The 16,461-nt window shown below is 49.3% G+C and carries 20 protein-coding genes and 1 other RNA gene; 18 read left to right on the top strand and 3 right to left on the bottom strand.

All coding sequences use genetic code 11. The features are described from left to right. The first annotated feature begins 225 nt into the window (after window positions 1–225). On the top strand, window positions 226–606 hold the full coding sequence (locus OGY04_RS10675; RefSeq protein ID WP_003035356.1) for an inner membrane protein YbjM: 381 nt from the start codon (window positions 226–228) through the stop codon (window positions 604–606). Between the two features lie 34 nt (window positions 607–640). Here OGY04_RS10675 and OGY04_RS10670 read toward each other — a convergent pair whose 3' ends face one another. Next, window positions 641–904 (bottom strand): GrxA family glutaredoxin, encoded by a 264-nt coding sequence (locus OGY04_RS10670; protein ID WP_003035358.1) that lies wholly within the window; start codon window positions 902–904, stop codon window positions 641–643. A gap of 172 nt (window positions 905–1,076) precedes the next feature. Between OGY04_RS10670 and OGY04_RS10665 the strand changes: the two genes are divergently transcribed. From OGY04_RS10665 to rlmC, 10 genes are all read left to right on the top strand, one after another. Then, window positions 1,077–1,367, top strand: a complete 291-nt coding sequence (locus OGY04_RS10665; protein ID WP_286585257.1) for a DUF1418 family protein — start codon at window positions 1,077–1,079, stop codon at window positions 1,365–1,367. Further along, complete coding sequence (gene nfsA / locus OGY04_RS10660) at window positions 1,351–2,073, top strand: nitroreductase NfsA (RefSeq protein WP_008784243.1); 723 nt, start codon at window positions 1,351–1,353, stop codon at window positions 2,071–2,073. Before OGY04_RS10665 ends, nfsA begins: the two co-directional genes overlap by 17 nt. Window positions 2,074–2,132: 59 nt before the next feature. Further along, window positions 2,133–3,035 carry a 30S ribosomal protein S6--L-glutamate ligase gene (gene rimK, locus OGY04_RS10655; protein WP_003831660.1) on the top strand — a complete coding sequence of 301 codons (903 nt, stop codon included), beginning with the start codon at window positions 2,133–2,135 and terminating at the stop codon, window positions 3,033–3,035. A gap of 90 nt (window positions 3,036–3,125) precedes the next feature. Continuing rightward, on the top strand, window positions 3,126–3,602 hold the full coding sequence (locus tag OGY04_RS10650) for a type III secretion system chaperone family protein (RefSeq protein ID WP_003831662.1): 477 nt from the start codon (window positions 3,126–3,128) through the stop codon (window positions 3,600–3,602). 433 nt (window positions 3,603–4,035) lie between these two features. Further along, window positions 4,036–5,148, top strand: a complete 1,113-nt coding sequence (potF, locus tag OGY04_RS10645) for a spermidine/putrescine ABC transporter substrate-binding protein PotF (RefSeq protein ID WP_136391668.1) — start codon at window positions 4,036–4,038, stop codon at window positions 5,146–5,148. Window positions 5,149–5,286: 138 nt separating this feature from the next. Beyond that, window positions 5,287–6,420, top strand: a complete 1,134-nt coding sequence (gene potG, locus OGY04_RS10640) for a putrescine ABC transporter ATP-binding subunit PotG (RefSeq protein ID WP_008784245.1) — start codon at window positions 5,287–5,289, stop codon at window positions 6,418–6,420. Window positions 6,421–6,429: 9 nt separating this feature from the next. Then, window positions 6,430–7,383: a putrescine ABC transporter permease PotH gene (potH, locus tag OGY04_RS10635; protein WP_071445005.1), complete on the top strand. Its 954-nt coding sequence runs from the start codon at window positions 6,430–6,432 to the stop codon at window positions 7,381–7,383. After that, complete coding sequence (potI, locus tag OGY04_RS10630) at window positions 7,380–8,225, top strand: putrescine ABC transporter permease PotI (RefSeq protein WP_008784246.1); 846 nt, start codon at window positions 7,380–7,382, stop codon at window positions 8,223–8,225. Before potH ends, potI begins: the two co-directional genes overlap by 4 nt. A gap of 59 nt (window positions 8,226–8,284) precedes the next feature. Continuing rightward, window positions 8,285–8,773 (top strand): YbjO family protein, encoded by a 489-nt coding sequence (locus OGY04_RS10625; protein ID WP_003035378.1) that lies wholly within the window; start codon window positions 8,285–8,287, stop codon window positions 8,771–8,773. A gap of 41 nt (window positions 8,774–8,814) precedes the next feature. Continuing rightward, complete coding sequence (gene rlmC / locus OGY04_RS10620; protein WP_048214585.1) at window positions 8,815–9,942, top strand: 23S rRNA (uracil(747)-C(5))-methyltransferase RlmC; 1,128 nt, start codon at window positions 8,815–8,817, stop codon at window positions 9,940–9,942. 88 nt (window positions 9,943–10,030) lie between these two features. On the opposite strand, the gene OGY04_RS10615 is transcribed toward rlmC, so the two are convergent. Then, complete coding sequence (locus OGY04_RS10615; protein WP_267441720.1) at window positions 10,031–11,089, bottom strand: LacI family DNA-binding transcriptional regulator; 1,059 nt, start codon at window positions 11,087–11,089, stop codon at window positions 10,031–10,033. Between the two features lie 222 nt (window positions 11,090–11,311). On the opposite strand from OGY04_RS10615, the gene OGY04_RS10610 reads away from it, so the two are divergent. The 7 genes from OGY04_RS10610 to OGY04_RS10580 all read left to right on the top strand — a co-directional run bounded on the left by OGY04_RS10610 (window position 11,312) and on the right by OGY04_RS10580 (window position 16,146). Then, a complete protein-coding gene (locus OGY04_RS10610) occupies window positions 11,312–11,752 on the top strand; it encodes a PTS sugar transporter subunit IIA (RefSeq protein WP_103284950.1) in 441 nt (146 codons plus the stop codon). A gap of 10 nt (window positions 11,753–11,762) precedes the next feature. Then, window positions 11,763–12,029 carry a PTS sugar transporter subunit IIB gene (locus tag OGY04_RS10605; RefSeq protein ID WP_267441719.1) on the top strand — a complete coding sequence of 89 codons (267 nt, stop codon included), beginning with the start codon at window positions 11,763–11,765 and terminating at the stop codon, window positions 12,027–12,029. Between the two features lie 31 nt (window positions 12,030–12,060). Continuing rightward, complete coding sequence (ulaA, locus tag OGY04_RS10600) at window positions 12,061–13,323, top strand: PTS ascorbate transporter subunit IIC (protein WP_286585256.1); 1,263 nt, start codon at window positions 12,061–12,063, stop codon at window positions 13,321–13,323. A gap of 22 nt (window positions 13,324–13,345) precedes the next feature. Continuing rightward, on the top strand, window positions 13,346–14,023 hold the full coding sequence (gene alsE / locus OGY04_RS10595) for a D-allulose 6-phosphate 3-epimerase (RefSeq protein ID WP_286585255.1): 678 nt from the start codon (window positions 13,346–13,348) through the stop codon (window positions 14,021–14,023). A gap of 135 nt (window positions 14,024–14,158) precedes the next feature. Beyond that, complete coding sequence (locus OGY04_RS10590; protein ID WP_284884388.1) at window positions 14,159–14,629, top strand: PTS sugar transporter subunit IIA; 471 nt, start codon at window positions 14,159–14,161, stop codon at window positions 14,627–14,629. Between the two features lie 55 nt (window positions 14,630–14,684). Further along, a complete protein-coding gene (locus OGY04_RS10585; RefSeq protein WP_286585254.1) occupies window positions 14,685–14,996 on the top strand; it encodes a PTS fructose transporter subunit IIB in 312 nt (103 codons plus the stop codon). A 43-nt stretch (window positions 14,997–15,039) separates the two neighbouring features. Then, window positions 15,040–16,146, top strand: coding sequence for a PTS fructose transporter subunit IIC (locus tag OGY04_RS10580; RefSeq protein ID WP_063940631.1), 1,107 nt, complete (start codon window positions 15,040–15,042; stop codon window positions 16,144–16,146). A 126-nt stretch (window positions 16,147–16,272) separates the two neighbouring features. Here the strand turns inward: OGY04_RS10580 and OGY04_RS23230 are convergent. Then, a non-coding RNA gene (locus OGY04_RS23230) (RtT sRNA) lies at window positions 16,273–16,409 on the bottom strand. Between the last annotated feature and the right edge of the window lie 52 nt (window positions 16,410–16,461).

The following is a 16,461-nucleotide window of genomic DNA, read 5'->3' as shown; positions in this document are numbered from 1 at the left end:
CAATTTACGCTAATGTTTTTGCCAGAAATTAAGGGGCGATAGCATCGTACACAGCCCCGAATAATGCAGCATAACAATATATGCGGTTAGTTTAATCTCATTACGTATCAACGGCTATAAGAATCGTGTGGGTGTGTTTTTGGCATGGAATGCCGAGTTACTTTATCTGACTGGACGCCTGCGGGCGAAAAGAGTGTTCGATAGAGAATGTGTCAGGAGGAACGATTGAAACATAAGCAAAGTTGGGCGAGTGCGGTCTGCTGCTTTGTGCTCTTTATTGTGGTGTGTCTTTCATTAACGCTGAACGTGAAAGGGGCATTCAGAGCGGCAGGGCATCCTGAGGTCGGATTGTTGTTTTTTATCTTACCTGGTGCTGCAGCAAGCTTTTTTTCCCATCGTCGGGAAGTGCTCAAACCCCTGCTTGGTGCAATGTTGGCGGCGCCGTGCTGCCTGTTACTGATGCGGTTCGTTTTTATGCCGACGCGTTCATTGTGGCAAGAGCTGGCGTGGTTGTTTAGTGCGGTGTTTTGGTGCGCGCTTGGCGCATTATGTTTTTTATTTATCAGTAGCTTATTCAATCAGCATCAACGGCGGAAAAAGAACTGATGACGCCCTCAAGGTGAGGGCGTAGAAACCGCTATCAGGCGAACAGATTCATGTTCTCTTTTGCCCAAGCTTCAAAATCCGTGCAGCCGCCGATGTGTTTTTGATCGACAAAAATCTGCGGAACGGTTTCAACTGGCTTACCTACCGTCTTTTCCAGATCTGCTTTGGTAATTCCTTCAGCATGGATATCAATGTAGCGGAAGTTAAAATCGTCATGCTCACTGCTTAATTTTTCTGCTAATTCTTTTGCGCGCACGCAATACGGGCACCCTGGGCGACCAAAAATAACGGCAAACATCTCTTTCTCCTCGAACTTATCAGGCCGGATGGCAATACCGGTTATGATGCCGCGATTTGTGACGGATGGAAAGCAGGTTCAGCCTGTTGCTTTGATATCCTCAAGCTATATCTGTTAAACACGGCAAGCCGGAACGTTTTATAATGGAAGCCATTTCGCCGGGAGGCCGCGTATGCGCACAATTGGTGTATTACCCAAAAGCGTATTGATGCTGGAAATAATTGGGATGGTTTTGTTATCGCTGGCGCTGCTATCGCTTAACGATTACCTCACCTTGCCCGCACTGCTTAACAGCCCGTTAGCCTGCGTGGTGATGATATTTCTGGGCGTACTGCTGATGCTCCCTGCTGCGGTGGCGTTGATGTGGCGTGTTGCTCAACTGCTGGCACCGCAACTGATGTCTCGCGCACCCGGTGATTCAACTGATTCAGACAGAGACAAAAGAGATGACTCCAACCATTGATTTACTCCGCAGCCACCGTTCCATTCGCCATTTTACTGATGATGCCATTTCGGATGCACAGCGTGAGGCGATTATTGCCGCCGCTCAGGGAACGTCAAGCTCCAGTTTTCTACAATGCACAACGATCGTTCGCATAACGGATAAATCCCTGCGTGAATCGCTGGCTACCTTATCTGGCGGCCAAAAGCATGTGGCACAGGCCGCTGAGTTCTGGGTGTTTTGCGCTGATTTTAACCGTCATTTGCAGATTTGCCCTGACGCGCAGCTTGGGCTGGCGGAACAACTGCTGCTTGGCGTGGTTGATACTGCAATGATGGCGCAAAATGCGTTGACGGCGGCAGAGTCGCTGGGACTTGGCGGCGTGTTTATTGGCGGTTTGCGTAACAATATTGAGCCGGTCACCGAACTGCTGAAGCTTCCGCAACATGTTCTGCCGCTCTTTGGATTGTGCCTCGGCTGGCCTGCGGATAACCCGGATATCAAGCCGCGCCTGCCCGCGTCGCTTGTGGTGCATGAAAACCAATACCAGCCACTCAACAGTGATGTGTTGGCGCAATATGATGAGCAGCTCGCGCAGTACTATCTGACCCGAGGCAGCAATACCCGCCGCGACACCTGGAGCGATCATATTCGCCGTACCATCATTAAAGAAAGTCGCCCCTTTATCCTGGAATATTTGCATAAACAGGGATGGGCCACGCGCTAAAGATTTTAACCCAGTGTATGATACGCCAGCTTTTACCAGGTCATTCAGAGAGGTGCAGGGTGAAAATTGCCATTTTGTCCCGGGACGGAACGCTCTATTCTTGTAAACGCCTGCGTGAAGCGGCGATGCAGCGCGGTCACCTGGTTGAAGTTATCGATCCCCTTTCTTGCTATATGAACATCAGCCCGGCGGCATCCTCTATTCATTACAAGGGCCGTCAGCTTCCCCATTTCGACGCGGTGATCCCGCGGATTGGTTCCGCGATTACCTTTTATGGGACGGCGGCGCTGCGCCAGTTTGAGATGCTGGGTAGCTATCCGTTGAATGAATCGGTAGCGATTACGCGAGCGCGCGATAAGCTGCGTTCGCTACAACTGCTGGCGCGTCAGGGAATTGATTTACCCATCACCGGAATTGCTCACTCTCCGGACGATACCAGCGACATGATTGACATGGTTGGCGGTGCGCCGTTGGTGGTGAAACTGGTTGAAGGCACCCAGGGGATCGGCGTGGTGCTGGCGGAAACGCGGCAGGCTGCAGAAAGCGTGGTAGATGCCTTTCGTGGGGTGAATGCCCATATCCTGGTTCAGGAATATATCAAAGAAGCGAAGGGTCGCGATATCCGCTGTTTCGTGGTGGGCGATGAAGTAGTGGCCGCCATTGAACGACGGGCTAAAGAGGGCGATTTTCGTTCTAATCTCCATCGCGGTGGTGTGGCGACTATTGCGAGTATCACGCCGCGCGAAAGAGAAATTGCGCTCAAAGCCGCCCGGACGATGGGCCTGGACGTTGCAGGCGTTGATATTCTGCGCGCTGATCGAGGGCCACTGGTCATGGAGGTTAACGCGTCTCCGGGGCTGGAAGGCGTGGAGAAAACCACTGGAATAGACATTGCCGCGAAAATGATTCAGTGGATCGAGCGCCATGCTACTCCTGAATTTTGTCTTAAAATCGGCGGCTAAGCGCAATATCGATTGCGATCGTGGTATGACACGCTCTTTTTGCGTAAGCTGTGCCGGTATTTTTTTCATCAATAGAGGTCGCACATTATTATGACATCACTGGTCGTTCCCACTCTGGATACGTTGCGTCAATGGCTCGACGACCTGGGCATGAGTTTTTTTGAATGCGATACCTGTCAGGCGCTGCACTTGCCACACATGCAGAATTTTGACGGCATCTTTGATGCAAAAGTTGATTTGGTCGATAACGTCATTCTGTTTTCTGCGATGGCGGAAGTCAGGCCTTCTGCATTGCTGCCACTGGCCGCCGATCTGTCTGCGATCAATGCCAGTTCACTGACGGTGAAAGCGTTTCTGGATATGCAGGATGATAATCTGCCAAAGCTGGTGGTTTGCCAGTCTTTATCCGTTACGCCGGGCGTAACGTTTGAGCAGTTTGAATGTTTTGTTCGCCAGAGCGAAGAGCAAATATCGATGGTGATCCTCGAAGCCGGAGCGCATCAGCTGTTATTTAATGCTGAAGAAGATGCGCAAAACAGCACCGCTGAAATTCATTTCCTCCATTAATTCTTCCTGAATCTGGACATATATCGCGCAGCCGCTGCCAGAGCGGTTGCGTATTGCCTGTTTTTATTCTGCATTTAACCTTTCATTAAAGAATTATTCACCTCGATTCAGCGCCTTCCGCTTTATGTCATAGACAATTCCTGCATAAAAAATTGATAAAAGACGTTTTTTAATCTGGGCTATATCCACAATTCCTGGCTAAAGTTATTCTTGCGAAGCTTACCAACGTCATCATTTAAACAGCCCCTTGTGACCTGACCTGTGGCCACAATGTGTGTTGAATGCATCGGCGGATGCCAGCGAGCAACAGCGGCATGAGGAGAGGTCTCTCTTTTCATCGGTGCCGCATGAAAGAATATGCACGTTTCTTGCATATCATTAGAGTGTGACATTTTTGTTCGTTTGTTAACGAACTTTCAGAAGGAAAGAGATTATGACCGCCTTAAATAAAAAATGGTTATCAGGCCTGGTTGCGGGTGCTCTGATGGCCATCTCTGCCGGCACGCTCGCTGCTGAACAAAAAACGCTGCATATATATAACTGGTCTGATTATATCGCCCCGGACACGGTGGCTAATTTTGAAAAAGAGACCGGAATTAAAGTTATCTATGACGTATTTGATTCCAATGAAGTACTGGAAGGTAAGCTCATGGCTGGCAGTACCGGCTTTGACCTTGTCGTTCCTTCTGCCAGCTTCCTTGAGCGTCAACTGACTGCGGGCGTATTCCAGCCGCTGGATAAGAGCAAATTGCCGGGCTGGAAAAATCTTGATCCTGAACTGCTGAAGTTGGTGGGTAAACACGATCCGGACAACAAGTTCGCGATGCCGTATATGTGGGCTACGACCGGTATTGGCTATAACGTGGATAAAGTCAAAGCGGTGCTGGGGCCGGATGCGCCGGTTGATAGCTGGGATTTGATCCTCAAGCCAGAAAATCTGGAAAAACTCAAAAGCTGCGGCGTCTCTTTCCTCGATGCGCCCGAAGAGGTGTTTGCCACGGTGCTGAACTATTTGGGTAAAGACCCAAACAGTACCAAAGCGGATGATTACACCGGGCCAGCAACCGATCTGCTGTTGAAGCTGCGCCCAAATATTCGCTACTTCCACTCTTCGCAATATATCAACGACCTGGCAAACGGTGATACCTGCGTCGCGATTGGCTGGGCAGGGGACGTATGGCAAGCGGCAAACCGTGCGAAAGAAGCGAAAAATGGCGTCAATATCTCCTTCTCAATTCCTAAAGAAGGTGCAATGGCGTTCTTTGACGTATTCGCGATGCCTGCCGATGCGAAAAACAAAGATGAAGCCTATCAGTTCCTCAATTACCTGCTGCGCCCTGATGTGATTGCGCATATCTCCGACCACGTGTTTTATGCCAATGCCAACAAAGAAGCGACGGCTCTGGTCAGCCCTGAAGTTCGTGACAACCCGGGCATTTACCCGCCTGCGGATGTTCGCGCCAAGCTGTTCACACTGAAAGTACAGGATCCGAAGATCGATCGTGTACGTACCCGCGCATGGACGAAGGTAAAAAGCGGGAAATAAACCGATGTTTGGGACATGACCCGGCAGGATTTTTGCCTGCCGGGCAGCGTTGAGCCCGGACACATATAACCCGGCAATACGCACCTTTATGGTGCGTTATTTGCACCGTTTCTTTGTTTTATGCCGGAGAGCACCTGAGTGAATGATGCAACCCCACGCCCACAAGCGAAAATCCGCAAAGCGCTGACCCCGCTGCTTGAAATTCGCAATCTGACCAAGTCATTTGACGGTCAGCACGCCGTTGATGACGTCAATCTTACTATCTACAAAGGTGAAATATTTGCTCTGCTCGGCGCGTCCGGCTGTGGCAAATCGACTCTGCTACGGATGCTGGCGGGATTTGAACTGCCGACTACTGGGCAAATCATGCTTGATGGCGTCGATTTAGCGCATGTCCCGCCTTATCTGCGTCCGATTAATATGATGTTTCAGTCCTATGCTCTGTTTCCGCACATGACTGTCGAGCAGAACATTGCCTTTGGCCTCAAGCAGGACAAACTGCCGAAGGCTGAAATCGCCAGTCGGGTGAATGAGATGCTGGGACTCGTGCATATGCAGGAGTTCGCCAAACGCAAGCCGCATCAGCTTTCTGGCGGCCAGCGTCAGCGTGTGGCACTGGCGCGTAGTCTGGCGAAACGGCCAAAACTGCTGCTGCTGGATGAGCCGATGGGAGCGCTGGATAAAAAACTCCGAGACCGCATGCAACTGGAAGTGGTGGATATCCTTGAACGCGTCGGCGTGACCTGCGTGATGGTGACACACGATCAGGAAGAAGCCATGACGATGGCGGGCCGTATCGCGATCATGAACCGTGGCAAATTTGTCCAGATCGGCGAGCCGGAAGAGATCTACGAGCATCCGACTACGCGCTACAGCGCAGAGTTTATCGGTTCGGTAAACGTTTTTGAGGGACTGCTAAAAGAACGCCAGGAAGATGGTCTGGTGATTGAGTCTCCTGGACTGGTGCATCCGCTGAAAGTGGACGCCGATGCGTCTATTGTCGATAACGTCCCGGTATACGTTGCGCTGCGCCCGGAGAAAATCATGCTCTGCGAAGCCCCTCCGCCAGAGGGTTATAACTTCGCGGTAGGCGAAGTGGTACACATTGCCTATTTGGGCGATTTGTCGGTGTACCACGTACGTTTGAAAAGCGGCCAGATGTTGAGCGCCCAGCTACAAAATGAGCATCGTTATCGCAAGGGATTACCAACCTGGGGTGACGAAGTCCGTTTATGTTGGGATGCGGACAGCTGTGTGGTGTTGACGGTTTAAGGAGCGAAGATGAGTACACTTGAACCTCCGGCACGCGTGGATAAAGCAGGGCGATTCACGCTGTTTATGTCGCGGCTGCAAATGAAGCACGGGCGCAAGCTGGTGATCGCGCTGCCGTATGTGTGGCTGCTGCTCCTGTTTCTGCTGCCTTTTCTGATCGTCTTCAAAATCAGTTTGGCTGAAATGGCGCGCGCTATTCCTCCCTATACGGACCTCGTTTCATGGGCTGACGATCAGTTATCCATCACGCTCAATTTAGGCAATTTTTTGCAATTGACGGACGATCCGCTCTATTTCGATGCCTACATGCAATCGTTACAGGTGGCGGGAATTTCGACAATCTGTTGCCTGCTGCTGGGATACCCGCTGGCATGGGCCGTCGCGCACAGTAAACCCTCAACGCGTAATATTCTGCTGTTGCTGGTGATCCTACCGTCCTGGACCTCGTTTTTAATTCGCGTATATGCCTGGATGGGGATCCTAAAAAACAACGGCGTGCTGAACAACTTCCTGATGTGGCTGGGCGTCATCGACCAACCGTTGACGATTTTGCACACCAATCTGGCGGTCTACATCGGTATTGTTTACGCCTATTTGCCCTTTATGGTGCTGCCGATTTATACCGCGCTGACCCGTATCGATTACTCGCTGGTGGAAGCGGCGCTGGATTTAGGTGCACGGCCGCTTAAGACCTTCTTTAGCGTGATTGTGCCGTTGACCAAGGGTGGGATTATCGCCGGGTCAATGCTGGTATTTATTCCGGCTGTTGGCGAGTTTGTGATCCCGGAACTGTTGGGCGGCCCGGATAGCATCATGATTGGTCGCGTGCTGTGGCAGGAATTTTTCAATAACCGCGACTGGCCGGTGGCTTCTGCTGTCGCCATTATTATGCTGCTGCTACTGATTGTGCCGATCATGTGGTTCCACAAATATCAGCAAAAAAGCGTGGGGGAACACGGATGAATAACTTACCGGTCGTTCGCTCGCCGTGGCGTATTTTTATCCTGGTAGTGGGCTTTACCTTCCTGTACGCGCCGATGCTGATGTTGGTTATCTATTCGTTTAACAGCTCGAAGCTGGTGACGGTCTGGGCGGGGTGGTCAACACGTTGGTATGGCGAGCTTTTTCACGATAGCGCGATGATAAGCGCCGTCGGCATGAGTTTAACGATTGCTGCGGGTGCTGCGACGATGGCGGCAATCCTTGGCACCATCGCCGCCGTGGTCATGGTGCGCTTTGGTCGTTTTCGTGGTTCGAATGGTTTCGCCTTTATGATCACCGCGCCGCTGGTCATGCCGGATGTTATTACCGGTTTGTCGCTGCTGCTGCTGTTTGTTGCGTTGGCTCACGCCATCGGCTGGCCAGCGGATCGCGGCATGCTGACCATATGGCTGGCGCACGTCACTTTCTGTACGGCGTACGTAGCGGTGGTGATTTCTTCACGTTTGCGCGAACTGGATCACTCCATTGAGGAAGCGGCGATGGATCTCGGCGCCACGCCGCTGAAGGTCTTTTTCGTCATCACCCTGCCGATGATTATGCCGGCCGTGATTTCCGGTTGGTTATTAGCCTTCACGCTGTCACTCGATGATCTGGTTATAGCCAGCTTTGTCTCTGGTCCTGGCGCCACAACGTTACCGATGCTGGTGTTCTCCAGCGTACGTATGGGGGTGAACCCGGAGATCAACGCCCTGGCGACGCTGATCCTTGGTGTGGTAGGAATTATCGGATTTATCGCGTGGTATCTGATGGCGCGAACAGAAAAACAACGGATCCGCGATATCCAACGTGCAAGACGCGGCTGAAAAAACTAAAATCTGCCAACCTGTCTATACGGCGCAGCTGTGGTGGCTGCGCCGTTTTCATGGAAGACGACGCGTTGGGATTTTTTAAGAAATCATCCACATCACATGCTCGCTTAAACGTCCCTGCTTTGGTGCAGGTGGCGGCGCTGGCTATTATCATGATCCGCTGTCTCGATCTGTTGATGATTTTTAATACGCTTGGGTTTCGTGGAACCAGTGAGTTTATTCATCGCAGTGTGCAGACCTGGAATTTGACGCTGGTGTTTCTGGGCAGTCTGGTGCTGCTATTTATCGAAATTTACTGCGCATTTTCGCTGGTAAAAGGACGGAACTGGGCGCGCTGGATCTATCTGTTGACCCAGATTATCGCCAGCGTCTATCTGTGGGCGGCTTCGCTGGGCTACGGATATCCCGAACTGTTCAGTATTGCGGGGGAGTCCAGACGCGAAATCCTGCATACTCTGGTAATGCAAAAACTGCCGGATATGCTGGTATTGCTGCTGCTGTTTGTTCCTGCGTCCAGCAGGCGGTTCTTCCGTTTGCAATAACGTGTATAATCTTGGCCCCCGGTTAATTTGTAGGTCTTTGTATGCAGTGCGCACTATATGACGCCGAACGCTGCCGCTCCTGTCAGTGGATAACACAGCCTGTCGCCGATCAACTCTTCGAAAAAACAGCCGATCTGCAGAATCTGCTGGCCGAGTATCCGGTCGGAGAATGGTGCGCGCCGGTCAGTGGTCCGGAAAGCGCGTTTCGTAATAAAGCCAAAATGGTAGTCAGCGGCAGCGTGGAAAAACCGCTTCTGGGAATGCTGCATCGTGACGGTACGCCTGAGGATTTGTGCGACTGTCCGCTCTATCCTGAGTCTTTTGCGCCCGTATTTGCCGCGCTTAAGCCGTTTATCGCTCGGGCGGGGCTGACGCCCTATAACGTGGCGCGCAAACGCGGGGAGCTGAAATATCTGCTGTTAACGGAAAGCCGATACGACGGCGGTATGATGCTGCGTTTTGTCCTGCGTTCTGACGCAAAACTGGCACAACTGCGCGCGGCACTACCCTGGTTGCAGGCACAACTCCCACAGTTAAAAGTGATCACTGCCAATATTCAGCCGGTGCATATGGCGATTATGGAAGGGGAGACAGAAATCTTCCTGACGGAACAACAGGCGCTGGCGGAACGCTTTAACGATGTACCGTTGTGGATCCGCCCGCAGAGTTTCTTCCAGACCAATCCGGTGGTAGCGGGGCAGTTATATGCCACGGCGCGTGACTGGGTGCGTCAGCTTCCGGTTAATCACATGTGGGATTTGTTTTGCGGCGTCGGGGGTTTTGGTCTGCACTGTGCTACACCGCAAATGAAACTGACGGGGATTGAAATCGCGCCAGAAGCGATTACCTGCGCGAAGCAGTCAGCGCAGGAGCTTGGGTTGCAGAATCTGCATTTTCAGGCGCTGGATTCAACCCAGTTTGCTACCGCTCAGGGCGAAGTACCTGACCTGGTGCTGGTGAATCCGCCGCGTCGGGGGATTGGAAAGCCGCTGTGCGATTTTCTCTCTCGCATGGCACCGCGTTATATCGTTTATTCCAGCTGTAATGCGCAAACCATGGCGAAGGATATTCGTGAGTTGCCTGGGTATCGCATTGAACGCGTCCAACTTTTCGATATGTTCCCACACACCGCGCACTATGAAGTGCTAACGCTGCTCAGCCGACAATAACTGCCATGCCTGATGGCGCTTCGCTTATCAGGCCTACGGAGATATGCAAGGCTGTAGGCAGGATGACAAATTAATAAATATTACCGCATTACAATTTTCTGGTGCTCGCGCGAACTTGTAACGTTGATGGTAATTCAATGAATTTATCCGTCGAATTGCCAGCAAGGAGATCAAGTAACGTTTTTCCAGCGCGAGTTCCTGTTTCACTCCATGGGAACTCGACAGCAGTCAGAGAAGGTGAGCAAACTGCGGCAAGAGTACCACCACTCAAGCTTGCCAATGCCAGGGAGTTGGGCACTTTTTGTCCTGCACCGTGGCAGGCCATAATGCAGCCGCAGGCAATTTCATCAGATGTACAAATCAGCGCATCCAGCTCTGGCCAGGTGATACGAATATCTCCCAGCAGGTTTAAACCGGTCGTTATGCCTGCTGGTAGGTGAGAGGTCACCACGCGATGTGGGGAGTGGTTAACCGAGAGCATGGCGCTGTTCCAGCCGCTCAGCACCTGGCGAAACATAATGTTATTGGAGGCGGTGCAGAGCAGGCCGATATTTTTATATCCGCTATGCGCAAGGGAGGTGACCAGCTTTTTAATGGCCGCAGCGTAGTCAACGCCGATGCTGACCCAGTTAGCATCGCGATTAATGGCACCAATCTCAACCACCGGCACGCCGGTATTACTTATCATCTGCGAACAACTGCTGATGTTATCAATATTGAACTGAACAATCGCCGCCGGGTTATAGGCGAGCATTTGTGCAAAGGCTTTTTCTTCGCTTTGTCCACCCTGGCCGGACTCGATAAACATCATGCTGTAGCCCTGGGTCGCGATCACCGTCTGTAGCGTTTCGGAGACGGCAAGAAATCCAGGGGAGGAAAAAGAAGGCACCACACCCATTACGAGACTGGAGTCAGCAGAGGCGAGGCTGCGGGCCTGCAGGTTTGGCACATAGCCCAACTCGTTCACCGCTGCTTCGATGCGGGTGCGTAGTTCAGGATTCACTTTTTCAGGCATACGTAGTGCGCGCGACACGGTCATCGTGCTAACGCCGACCAGTTTTGCCACTTCGGCGAGCGTAATTTTGCCAGTGTTTTTCCTGCGTTTTTCTCGCGCGCTATCGTTATCGTCCGCTTGTAACGTCTGCACTGATGTCCTCCTTTAGCCTGTCTGGGCTCCCATTGTAAATGATGTTTAGCGTTTTGCGCATTGCCCAACTGCAAAGTAATGATAAGTATGGTTAATGAAGTTAGCGGTAACAAGAATTTTAACATCGCCATCGTGTTAGCGCTAACTTTGCGAGGGAGATCACGGTAAGGCGTGAAGGCATTCCTCTATAGTAGGCTCAATTTCAACGCTATCGGGGTATTTATGATTACGACCTGGTTACCTACAGAAAATATCCAAATTGTGGATTCAGTCTGTGACTGGAAACAGGCCATTACGTTAGCGGCACAACCTTTATTGGATAAAGAGTCGATAACTCAGGCTTATATTAAAGCCATTTTAAATAGCCATCAGGAACTCGGTCCTTATTATATTTTAGCACCTGGTCTGGCGATGCCCCATGCTCGTCCGGAACAGGGTGGGATTAAAAATGGCTTATCGCTTTTGCATATTAAACAAGGCATTTCTTTTGACTCGGAAGATAATGATCCTATTTATGTGGTGATTATGTTATGTGCGATTTCGGGAGATGAGCACATTAATATGATCACAGCCCTTGCGGATATTTTTAGCGATGATGAAAGACTTTCAGCATTGTTAAAAGCATCCTCATTGGAAAAAATTCAAGCCGTTATCAAAGGATAGTGAGGTAAAGATGAAAAAAATTCTGATTGTGTGTGGTAACGGTTTAGGCAGCAGTTTTATCGTTGAAATGAACGTGAAAAAAATCATTAAAGAGCTAAATAAAGAAGCAATTGTTTCACATACTGACCTGACGTCGGCAAAAAGTGAAACTGCAGATATTATTCTTAGCGCTAAAGATATTGCTGAACATCTATCCAGCCATGCTGCACAGGTCTTTGGCTTATCTAATTTACTGGATAACAATAAAATCAAAGAAATTCTTTCCGAGAATCTCTGACTAATTTTTTGCGGCCCTACGGAGTCATTCTATGCTGCAGTTTATTATTCATGATGTATTGGGTACACCAGCAGTACTGGTCGGTCTGTTTTCCATGATCGGTCTATTATTGCAAAAAAAAGCAGTCTCCGAGGTTATTTCCGGAACTCTTAAAACTATAATGGGTTTTGTAATACTAACATCCGGTGCGGCGATTGTTGCCACTACGTTAACAACGTTTAGCCAGTTGTTTGAGTACTCATTCCATATTCAGGGTGTTGTGCCAAATACTGACGCCATGGCGGCGTTGGCGCAGAAAAACTACGGTACCGCGACGGCAATGATCATGGTGCTGGGGATGCTGTTTAACATTGTTCTTGCCCGCATTACACCGCTGAAATACATCTTTCTGACGGGGCACCACACGCTGTATATGGCGGCGATGCTGGCTGTCATTCTCTCCGTCGGCGGCCTGTCACCATTTTGGGTGATACTGGTCGGGGCGGTGATTCTCGGCATCATGATGGTGGTCTCTCCGGCCATTCTGCAGCCGTTCACTCGCAAAATAACCGGTACTGATGATCTGGCACTAGGTCATTTTGGCTCAACTGGCTATCTGCTGTCGGCGCTGGTGGGAAAAGCGGTCGGTAAAGGTAGCCCGTCAATTGAAGAAATGCAGGTGCCGAAATCACTGAATTTCCTGCGGGACTCCTCGGTTGCTATCTCTCTGACGATGATGATCCTGTTTGTAATTCTGGTGCTGGTTGCAGGTAAGGAATTTGTTGAGAGCAGCGTCAGTGGTGGTCAGAACTTTATCATCTTCGCCGTTATCCAGTCGCTGACCTTTGCGGCAGGCGTGTGGATCATCCTTGCGGGTGTACGCATGATTATTGCCGAAATTGTTCCAGCCTTTAAAGGTATCGCCGACAAGTTGGTGAAAGACGCCAAACCGGCGCTCGACTGCCCAACCGTCTTTCCGTTCGCCCCGAATGCCGTAATCGTCGGTTTTCTGTCAAGTTTTGCCGCCGGTCTGGTGAGCATGTTCCTATGCCCTCTGTTTGGTTTAAGCGTCATTGTTCCGGGTTTGGTACCGCACTTCTTCTGCGGCGCGACGGCGGGCGTCTACGGCAACATTTGCGGTGGTCGCCGAGGTGCGGTGGTGGGGGCCTTCGCTCACGGTCTGCTGATTTCGTTTTTGCCTGCAATCTTGCTGCCTCTAATGGGCGACCTTGGTTTTGCATCCACCACTTTTGGTGATGCGGACTTCGGCGTTGTTGGAATCATACTTGGGCATGTCGTTTCATTATTTAACTAATTGATTTTTATGGAGATAAGGTATGGCAGCTAAATTTTCGCCCTCGTTAATGTGTATGGATTTAACGCAGTTCAGAGAACAAATTACGGCAATGAATGGCCGAGCTGATTTTTATCACGTCGATATTATGGACGGTAGCTATGTGAAGAACATTACGCTGTCACCATTCTTTATCGAAAACCTGAAGAAAATTACCGATGTGCCAATTGATGTGCATTTGATGGTGAATCACCCGGAAGATATTATTCCAATGTGTATTGATGCGGGAGCCGATATTATCAGTTTCCATCCGGAAACGGCGAATAACAAAATATTCCGCCTGCTGAACCAGATTAAAGATGCTGGTCGCCAGTGTGGCGTGGTGTTGAATCCGGCAACTCCAGCGGATGCTATTAAAGAGTACGCACATCTGCTGGATAAAGTGACCGTTATGTCGGTTGACCCCGGCTACGCAGGGCAGAAGTTTATTCCGGAATCACTCACCAAAATCAAAGAACTGATTGCGATGCGTGAAAATAAAGGCTACCACTACTTGACTGAGATTGATGGATCCTGCAACGAGAAAACCTTTAATGTGATCTCCCGGTCCGGCGTTGACGTCTATATTGTGGGAACCTCGGGCCTGTTCTCCCTGGCGGATAATGTCAGTGATGCCTGGGATAAAATGGTCGATATCTACCAGCGCGAAGTCGCTGCCTAAAATTACAGCGCGCTCAACCGTATTAAGCCATTACTTAGGGTAAAGAGTCTATTTAACCGATCTGTCTCTTTACTCTCGCTCTTGATTTATTCGGTTGAGGGCGCTGTAACCCTATTATATTAATGAAGGTGAGTTATGAATATTTCAGATGTGCTTAATGCAAAGAACATTAAGCTAAATATGATGGCTAAAACAAAAGAAGAAGCCATTGAAGAATTAACCGACTTATTAGTACTTGATGGAGTTGTCATCAGTAAAAATGATTTTCTAAAAGATGTCTGGCTACGCGAGGAACAAGGCTCCACTGGGTTCGAGAATCATGTTGCGATCCCACATGGGAAATCCTCAGGCGTAGCCCGTACTGCATTGGCTATTGGACGAACCCAACATCAAATACCCTGGGAAACAATGGATGGAAGTGATGTTCGTTGTATTATTTTATTTGCTGTTTGTCTAGTGGATCAAAATGCAACTCATATCCGTTTACTATCACAAGTCTCTGGCTCATTAGCAGATGAAGAAATAATAGAAAAATTGCTGAAAGAAAATGATCCTCAGAAAATCATCGAACTTTTGATCCCTGAAAATGAAGGCATTAACGCTTAATTTAATCAACACCTCAGCCATAACATAGTAAATAATTAAATCCTGGAGAATAGTTATGAATATTGTTGGCGTTACAGCCTGTACTGTAGGTATTGCACATACATATATTGCGCAAAAGAAAATTGAAATAGCTGCGAAAAAAGCAGGGCATAATGTCAAAATTGAAACACAAGGCACTATAGGTATCGAGAATGCCTTAACCGCTGATGAGATCATACAAGCCGACATTGTACTGTTAGCCGCCGATGTTAAGATTTCTGGTGAAGAAAGGTTCGCTGGAAAGAAAGTAGTCAGAGTGCCAACTGAAATGGCAGTTAAATCTCCCAATAAGCTTATTGAAAAACTCAGTGAATTAGTAAATTCATAACTTTTACCTATGCGTATCCTATTTAAATTAAAGGGCGTAATTTATGAATATTAAAGAAGTATGGAAAGCAGCAAACCCTAAGGGTCATCTGCTTACTGCCATCTCATTCTTGATTCCCATTGTTTGTGGTGCTGGATTTATTATTGCAATTGGTATGGGCCTTGGGGGGACGGTTCAGGACACTTTAGTACCGGGTCAATTTGATCTGTGGCAGGCCTTCGCGACTATGGGGGCCAAGGCGCTTGGACTATTACCCGTCGTTATAGCTATCGGGATTTCCGGTTCTATCGCAGGTAAGCCCGGTATTGCCCCTGGTTTTGTCGTTGGTCTGGCGGCTAATGCTATTGGTGCGGGCTTCATTGGTGGCATGATCGGCGGCTACATTTCCGGGTATATTGCTCTCGCTATTATTAAAAATATGAAGGTGCCTGACTGGGCCAGGGGGTTAATGCCCACATTGATTGTGCCATTTTTTGCATCCGTTCTCAGTGCCCTGATTATGGTTTATATCATCGGTACGCCTATTGGTATTTTTACAGACGCTCTGACATCGTTCCTGAGAAGTATGGGAACTTCATCAAATTTACTATTAGGTGCTGTTATAGGAGCGTTGTGTATCGTTGACTTTGGCGGTCCGATAAATAAAACGTGTTTTGCATTTGTCTTAACACTCCAGGCGCAGGGTATAAATGAACCAATTACGGCCCTACAGTTAGTTAACACGGCAACACCTATCGGTTTTGGGCTTGCATTCTTTATTGCCAAACTTCTTCGCAAAAACATTTATAATAACGAAGAAATCGAAATGTTAAAATCGGCTGTTCCTATGGGGGTGGTGAATATTGTTGAAGGATCTATACCCATAGTTATGAATGATATCGTTCGTGGTATTGCTGCTGCAGCAATCGGCGGTGCTTGTGGTGGTGCAATCACCATGGTTTATGGCGCTGATGCAACAGTACCTTTTGGTGGTGTTTTGATGATTCCTACAATGTCACACCCAATGGCTGGTATTATGGCATTGATAGTTAATATATTTGTCACGGCTACTGTCTATGCCGTTATCAAAAAAGATGTTCCTCGGGATGTAATTATAAATAATGATCAAGAAGAGGAAGATATCGATTGGGATGATATTAAAATAAGCTAAGTACGTAATAAAAGTACTCCGTGTATATCGGAAAGCGTTCATCATACAGTGGGGGATTACATCCCCCACTGGCGTGCAACATGCGAAAAAAAAGCCCGTACTTTCGTACGAGCTCTTCTTAAAATATGGCGGTGAGGCGGGGATTGACTCGCTTTGCTCGCCCTTCGGGCAGCCCACTCACTCCGTTCGCGGTCTGTCCAACTGGCTGCGCCAGTAGTCGAACCCCGGTCGGGGCTTCTCATCCCCCCGCAGATGTGCAACATGCGAAAAAAAAGCCCGTACTTGCGTACGAGCTCTTCTTAAAATATGGCGGTG

Source organism: Citrobacter sp. Cpo091, from assembly GCF_030332645.1.
GTDB classification, from domain to species: Bacteria; Pseudomonadota; Gammaproteobacteria; order Enterobacterales; family Enterobacteriaceae; genus Citrobacter; species Citrobacter portucalensis.
This window is presented reverse-complemented; position numbering and strand designations above follow the sequence as displayed.